General features: G+C 44.8%; 5 protein-coding genes and 1 pseudogene. 3 read left to right on the top strand and 3 right to left on the bottom strand.

Features of this window, described 5'->3' with window-relative positions:
• A partial coding sequence (gene bchH / locus JGK20_RS32265) for a magnesium chelatase subunit H (protein ID WP_293233527.1) occupies nt 1-1,961 on the bottom strand: 1,961 nt, incomplete at its 3' end.
• 640 nt (nt 1,962-2,601) lie between these two features.
• On the opposite strand from bchH, the gene JGK20_RS32260 reads away from it, so the two are divergent.
• Both JGK20_RS32260 and JGK20_RS32255 read left to right on the top strand, forming a co-directional pair.
• A complete protein-coding gene (locus tag JGK20_RS32260) occupies nt 2,602-3,588 on the top strand; it encodes a calcium-binding protein (protein ID WP_293218042.1) in 987 nt (328 codons plus the stop codon).
• Nucleotides 3,589-3,809: 221 nt separating this feature from the next.
• On the top strand, nt 3,810-4,853 hold the full coding sequence (locus tag JGK20_RS32255) for a calcium-binding protein (RefSeq protein ID WP_293206851.1): 1,044 nt from the start codon (nt 3,810-3,812) through the stop codon (nt 4,851-4,853).
• A gap of 81 nt (nt 4,854-4,934) precedes the next feature.
• Here the strand turns inward: JGK20_RS32255 and JGK20_RS32250 are convergent, their stop codons facing one another.
• Nucleotides 4,935-5,594, bottom strand: a complete 660-nt coding sequence (locus tag JGK20_RS32250; RefSeq protein WP_293206853.1) for a Uma2 family endonuclease — start codon at nt 5,592-5,594, stop codon at nt 4,935-4,937.
• A gap of 79 nt (nt 5,595-5,673) precedes the next feature.
• The gene (locus JGK20_RS32245) at nt 5,674-6,150 is read right to left on the bottom strand and encodes an ankyrin repeat domain-containing protein (protein ID WP_293176656.1); all 477 of its coding nucleotides are present in this window, start codon (nt 6,148-6,150) and stop codon (nt 5,674-5,676) included.
• 54 nt (nt 6,151-6,204) lie between these two features.
• Between JGK20_RS32245 and JGK20_RS32240 the strand changes: the two are divergent.
• Nucleotides 6,205-7,036: pseudogene (locus JGK20_RS32240) on the top strand (lipid-A-disaccharide synthase); the annotation flags it as partial.

Here is a 7,036-nt window from a genome sequence, read left to right as displayed (position 1 = left end):
GGATTGTTGGCGGCGTAATAATAAAGGTTAGGAATCTTGCCGATCAAACTGTCGGGATAACAATCGATAGACATTCCCATCTGCTTACCAGGCATGAATTCTAGGGAACCGTGAGTGCCAAAGTGCAGCACCGCATCCGCACCCCAAATGCGCTCTAAATAAGTGTAGTAAGCAGCAAAACCGTGGTGCGGACTTGCAGAACGAGAGAATAACAACCGCATCGGATCGCCTTCATATCCAAAGGTAGGTTGCACTCCGATAAATACGTTGCCGAAATGTTTGCCGAAAATCAGCAAATTTTGTCCGTCGCTGTTCAAATGCCCAGGAGGCGGGCCCCAATTTTCTTGCAAACGTTCCGAATAAGGAGTGAATTCTTCGTATTCAGCTACGGACATCCGGTAAGCAATATTTAATTCCGGACTTTGGTATTGGGCTGTTGCGTCGTGGATGACTTCTTGCATCAGTTTTTCGGCGGAATCCGGCAGTTCTGGCAAGTCGTAACCGTTACCTTTTAGGGCTTTCAATACTTCGTAAATTGAGCCGAAAACGTCCAAGTAAGCGGCTGTGCCGACGTTGCCTTTGTCGGGCGGGAAACTGAAGACTGTGATCGCAACTTTCTTGTCTAATTTTGGTTTGCGCCGCAGCATTGCCCATTTCATGGCGCGCTGGGAAATTGCCTCGATTCTATCTTGCAGGGCGATCGCCTTTCCAGTTGCGCCATCTCTACCCGACAAGATAATCGGTTCGATCGCACCATCCAACTCAGGAATCGCCACTTGCAAAGCAACTTGAATCGGGTGCAAGCCCAAATCGCTATTTTCCCACTCTTCCGTCGTTTGGAAAACCAGCGGCAAAGCCACCATATAAGGACAGTTCAGCTTTTTCAAAGTCTCGATCGCCTTTGGGTGATCTTGTTTCGCCGGGCCGCCAACCAACGCAAAACCAGTCAGAGAAACTACCGCATCTACGATCGGCAGCGGTGCCACACCTTTGGGCCCAACTTCCAAGAAAAAGGTTTCAACCGGTTTCGAGAAGTCCAAACCGCCTGCAAAAATCGGTAAAACCCGCGCGCCCATTGCCTCGAATTCCTGCACAATTGCTACGTAGTGTGCGTCATCTCCAGTAACTAAGTGAGTGCGCTGCAACACTAAACCAATGCAAAGTGCGAGGGGATCTTTGAGGTCTGCGGAAATATCTTTGCGGGCATTATACCAGTTCAGATATCCTTTGACATCCTCAAACATGGACGGTGCTAAAGGATGCCAAATCCCCATATCCGGGTAAACAACAGGTTCTTGAAAACTTAATTGTTCCTGGCCTTTGAATACGTATTTATGCGACAGCATCAGCAAGAAGTTTTCCAAGTTTTCTTGGGAACCGCCCAGCCAATACTGGAAACTCAGCATGAAGTTGCGGGCATCTTGAGCTTTGTCGATCGGCAAATATTTCAGCACTTTCGGCAAAGTTTGCAGCAGTTTCAGCATTCCGTCTTGGAAGGAACTACCGGATTTTTCCTTCCGTTTTTTCATGAATTCGCCGATCGCGCTTTTGCTTTGTCCCAACTGCGCCATCGAGAAACTGCCCATTTTGTTGAGCCGCATCACCCCAGGCATCGACGGGAAGACGACGGCGACATCCAAGCTGTCGCGCAGCGGTTCTACAGCCGCTACCACTTTTTCGGCCAAATCTTCGATAAAAATTAGAGAAGCAATAAATACATTGGCATCAGCGACATCCCGCTTGAAAGCCTCGTAATTTTCCGGGCTGCGGAGTTCTTCGATCAGATAGCCGCTGATTTCTATTGCCAGATTCGGATTTTTGTTATTTATCGCTCGAACCGCTGCGGAGAGGGCGCTTTGATACTGCGGTTCTAGTACGACATAGACCACCTTCATGAGCGATCGCCCCTGCAAGTTTTCCGGCACGACGTGGCGAATGGTGGGCTTGACGTGAGTGAACATCCGGTTAGGCTCCTTTAAGATGCTGTTTTCGGCAATCGGGAATTTTTTTGTCCCCTAAGCATTTTTACCAGAAAACGCTTGCCATTAGGCGATTCGATCCTGCTAATTACACAATTCGACAAATTTATTGCAATTTTTAGTTACATTATTTTACAAATTCCTTGAGCAAATGCTCCAAATTATCTTTACAAAAATTTACTTGACATATCTTATAAAATATGTTTAAAGCAAGCTATCATAAAAAAATCCCCAAAAATCAACAAACCTTTGAGAAAAAAAATCCCGAAACAAGCTCGAACTTTTGTATAACAGATCATACTTGCGATAGAGCAGTTAATTGAGGGGGAAAAGGCATAATCTATGAAGATAGAATAAAAAATTCTAGTAATTTGTATGTCACAAAACTCAATATTTGCCTAGGAACTTAAAACCATTTTATAACTTCTGAATTCTATACAGTATATGCCAGGTTTATGAAGTGCAGTAGGGACAAGGCAATGCCGTGTCCCTACCGGAATTTCTCGATCCGAGGCGTACTTCATAAACCTGGAATCTGCTGTAAGTTCCCGATCCGCGATCGAGTCAATGAAAAGCTAATTGGTATTCACAATCAAGCTCATCAAAACCATAGGTATAAAACATGGCTAACTACGCAATTTTCGACGAAAAATACTACCTCGCCCAATATCCTTGGGTCAAACCGGCCATTGATGCCGGAGTAATCGCATCTGGCAAAGAACACTTTGAAAAATTTGGTAGAGCAGGTGGCTTAACTAAAGTATCGCGTTATTTTGACGAAGCTACTTACCTTGCAGGCAACCCAGATCTCGCACCCTTTGTCAAAACTGTCAACCCAAACGCGCCTTTTGCCACCGGCCTCGATCACTTTATTCAGTTCGGTTACGATGAAGGACAGCGCCGCACTAAAGTATCGCCTGAGTACAACGAAGATTTTTATTTGGCAAATAACTCAGAATTGCGATCGTTTATCGGGGCTAATGCACCTTTCAAATCAGGATACCAGCATTTCATTCAATTCGGGGCCAAAGAAGGCCGTTTTGGGACTTCGTTTTTTGAACCGGAATACTTAAGGAAAAATCCCGATATCGTGCCGTTTGTCAACTCTGGAAACTTGAAAACTGGTCGGGAACACTACTTCAATTTCGGGAAAAACGAGCCAAGCCGCGACGCAACTTTTGTTGGCAGCCGTAGCAACGACATTATCACAGGCGTTGGCGTGGGGAATACCGAACTTGTGGGAGTAGAAGTAGGTATCGATCGCAACGGAAACCGGCAGTATGAAAGCTTTGGAACTAATGAATTCGATGTCCTAATTGGCAGCCCGGGAGTTGATACATTCGTCCTCGGAGTTCCTGCATCAGCCGGGAATCCCTCCGCCGCAGCGCTGTATACAGGTAACGGTCAAGCTACGATTCGCAACTTCGACATAGAAAATGATTTGATCCAACTGCAAGGAAATTCTTTAAGCGGTTACAGCCTGACTCCTGTTGGTGGCAATTTGTCAATCCAGCGTTTTGGAGATGTACTCGGCGTGATTGAAGGAGGTGCAAACTTGAATTTGAGTTTCATCCAATCTAATGGTAACGGTACTTTCGCGATCGGTTAGTCATTGGTCATTAATCATTAGTCATTAGTCATTAGTCATTGGTCATTAGTTGATACTGATGATTGATGGCTTTTGAGTTTTCTTGCGATCGCCCTTTTGTGTCTACCAGCAAAAAAAATGCTGCTAGATAATACTTAACTTGACATAATGAGCTAGTAGAGTTAGTAATAGTGGGTTGATTTTAACAAACAAATCTGTAGACTAAAAATCAGGTAAATGGCATGACAAACTATGACATCTTCGACGAACAATACTACCTTTCACAGTATCCGTGGCTGAAACCAGCACTTGATGCAGGAATCATCAAATCTGGCAGAGAACACTTTGAAAAATTTGGTCAAGCTGGTGGCCTCACCGCAGTATCGCGTTACTTTGACGAACAAACCTATCTAGCTCAAAATCCAGATATTGTTCCCTCAATCCGCAACTCAAGCAATCCAAACGCGCCTTTTGCTTCTGGTTTAGACCACTTTATCCAGTTTGGTTACGAAGAAGGTCGCACGCGAGTATCGCCTGACTACGACGAAGCATTTTATGTAGCAAATAATCGAGATTTGTTACCGTTTATTCAAAATGGAACCTTTAAAAATGGTTACCAGCATTTCATTAAATTCGGAATCAAAGATGGTCTGTTTGCGACTTCTTTCTCTGAACCGGATTATTTCACTGGCGATATCAGGTCACTTGTCAATTCAGGAGTGTTTAAAACTGGCAGAGAACACTATCTGAAATTAGGACAATTTGATCCTAATCGTACTGCGACTTTTGTCGGAACTTCTGGTAATGATATTGTTACTGGTTTCGGGGCGGGGAATACCAGACTCATTGGAGTTGAAGTAGGTAGAAGTGTCCCTAATGTTCTCACAAGTGGGATCTTCACGGTTTATGAAAGTAAGGGCGACAATGAATTTGATACTCTGATTGGTGGTACAGGTCAGGATGAATTCCTATTGGGTACGACTACGCCAATGGGTATTAGATCTGCATTGGTCAACATTGAGGTTTTCTACAATGGGCCTGGTTTTGCTACAATTCAGAACTTTACACAAGGTCAGGACAGTATCCGGCTGGGAGGATATTTAGATTGGTACATTCTGTCTCCTATCAACAATAATCTAGATTTACAAATTCAAACAAAATTCTCAGATAGCTCATCTGGTGCGATAGTATTGGACACGATCGCCGTAATTAAAGGTGGCGGCAATTTGAACTTGAATCGATTGCCAGAATCATTAAATAGTTTTTCATACTTTTTATTAGGCTAAAAATCCAGAAGCGATTAATGAGTGGGTGTTGAATTTGATGGGTGGAATCGCCCATTGAAACAAAATGGCGATCGCGCTTTGCTATTCCGGCAACTCGCCAAAGCGATCGCGATATTGAGCCACCAATTCTTCAGCCGTCAAATACCTAGTACCTCGTTCGTCAAACCAGTACAAAACCTCCAACTGTCGTTCCCCATCGCTGTACCGACCTCGACCAATTCCTAAACCCACTTCCGGCATCCAAAAAGGTTCACCAATTTGCTGTTCGTACTCGCCATTTACCAAATGATAAACTTCAAAGGGTTGATGTTGGTCTCGCCGCCAGTAATAGGGATTGTAAATTACGTAGTAAAGCACGCCCAACTTCGCGTAAATATCAATCTTTTTATCGTATTCACCGCCGTAAGTTTGAGAAACAATCTCTAAGGCAAATATCGGGGGAATATTATTTTCTTCCCACAGGACGTAACTGAGGCGCAAAGTATCGCCTTTGAATCTTTCGACACCCAGACTTAGAAAGCCGTCAGGAACGATTGGAACTAGATGACTTACTCCCGTCGTGTGATAAACTCCCATATCCACCGCAAAAAACCAGTCATTCCGCTCGCGCCAGTGAAATTTGAGCAAGAATAACAGTAAGTTGGGAAGAAAGTTTTGATTTTCGTTATCCACTGGAGTATCATCCGAAGAAGGGAGTTCGGCGCTAGTTGGCAAACGCATTTCTCGATCGAATAGTACCATGATATAAAAATGGCAAATTTATTAATTAATTATATCATCCAGAAACCGGGTTTATTTGATAAACCCGGTTGCTAAGTTGTTAATGGCGATCGCGCGCCAGCTTCAAAACCTCAACCACATCTTGGTGCTTTTCCGAAGATGCCCAGATTAACGCAGTCCAAGTATTATTATCCTTGGCTTTGAGATCGGAACCTCGATCGATCAAAACCTGCACAACATCAGCGCGCCCGCTACCCGCCGCACTCATCAAAGCCGTCAAACCAAAAGCAGTTTTAGCATTCACATCCGCCCCCGCATCCAGCAAAAGCTGTACAATCTCGGTATGTCCGGCAGCAGCGGCGCTCATTAACGGCGTCCAACCGTCATTATCCTGACTGTTAGCATCCGCACCTGCTGCGAGCAATTTTTTGACAATATCAGCATTGCCAACCTCAGCCGCAGCCGTCAAAGCCGTCGCGCCTTCCTCGTCTTTGGCGTTGATATCTGCACGTTGTTCGATCGCACATTCCACAGCCGCCACATCACCCATCTTGACGGCATCCATTAAATCTGTCATAGAATTCTCCCTTGTATCCTTTTAAATCTTAAATGCTATGACAGTCGATATTTTAACTACCCAGAAGTGGATAGAGTGCAAGCACCGGAGCATTTTTTTCGATTTTTATTATCGGGCAAAACTGCCCAAAATTGGGATTGGTATGAAACGGGAGTTGTTTTGTTTTTAGGCGGCGACCAATTTTTTACGGTTGTTATTGGCAAAAGGCTAAAATATCGCACTGTTACTTATGCAGAATGGGACGCGCGGTGGTATCGCTGGATTGATAGGTTTGCGGCGATGAAACCGGAAGTTTTGGCTAAAGTTCCGCAAAAATATGCTGATAAATTTACAGTTGTGGGAGATTTGATTGCGGAAGTAGGCGATCGCAAATCGGAGGCAAAAGACGGCGTACAACCCCTACGGGAAATAGAACTAATTGGATTGTTACCGGGTTCTAAGGCGGCAAAATTAGCTTTAGGTGTACCGTTGTGTTTGGCGATCGCGCAATCGATCCATCGAGTCCGCCCTGAAACGCGCTTTGTAATTCCGGTTGCTCCGAGCTTAGATGTGCAAACTCTAGCACGTTTTGCCGACGCTGAACAAAATCCCTGCTTACATTTATTTTCCAACGCTAGCGCGGAACTTCATTTAACAGAATCGCCGTTTTTGCAGACAGCAACTGGCTTGAAAATAGAACTTTGGACGCAAACTCCTGCCTACGATTTGCTATCACAATGCAGCCTGTGTTTGACTACTGTGGGGGCGAATACTGCGGAATTGGGTTCGTTAGCTGTACCGATGATTGTGTTGATTCCGACGCAGCAGTTGGATGCGATGAAGGCTTGGGATGGTTTGCCGGGATTGTTGGCAAATTTGCCGTTAGTCGGTTCTGTTTTTGCGACGG

It is taken from the genome of Microcoleus sp. PH2017_05_CCC_O_A, assembly GCF_020738785.1.
In the GTDB taxonomy this organism is placed as follows: Bacteria; Cyanobacteriota; Cyanobacteriia; order Cyanobacteriales; family Microcoleaceae; genus Microcoleus.
Note: the sequence above shows the minus strand (reverse complement) of the source record. Positions and strands in the feature narration are given on the sequence as shown.

Bases quoted from the DNA above. Each gene is read 5' to 3' on its own strand.
- JGK20_RS32250 (WP_293206853.1), bottom strand. From the start codon at position 5,594: ATGGTACTATTCGATCGAGAAATGCGTTTGCCAACTAGCGCCGAACTC.
- JGK20_RS32245 (WP_293176656.1), bottom strand. From the start codon at position 6,150: ATGACAGATTTAATGGATGCCGTCAAGATGGGTGATGTGGCGGCTGTG.
- JGK20_RS32260 (WP_293218042.1), top strand. From the start codon at position 2,602: ATGGCTAACTACGCAATTTTCGACGAAAAATACTACCTCGCCCAATAT.
- JGK20_RS32255 (WP_293206851.1), top strand. From the start codon at position 3,810: ATGACAAACTATGACATCTTCGACGAACAATACTACCTTTCACAGTAT.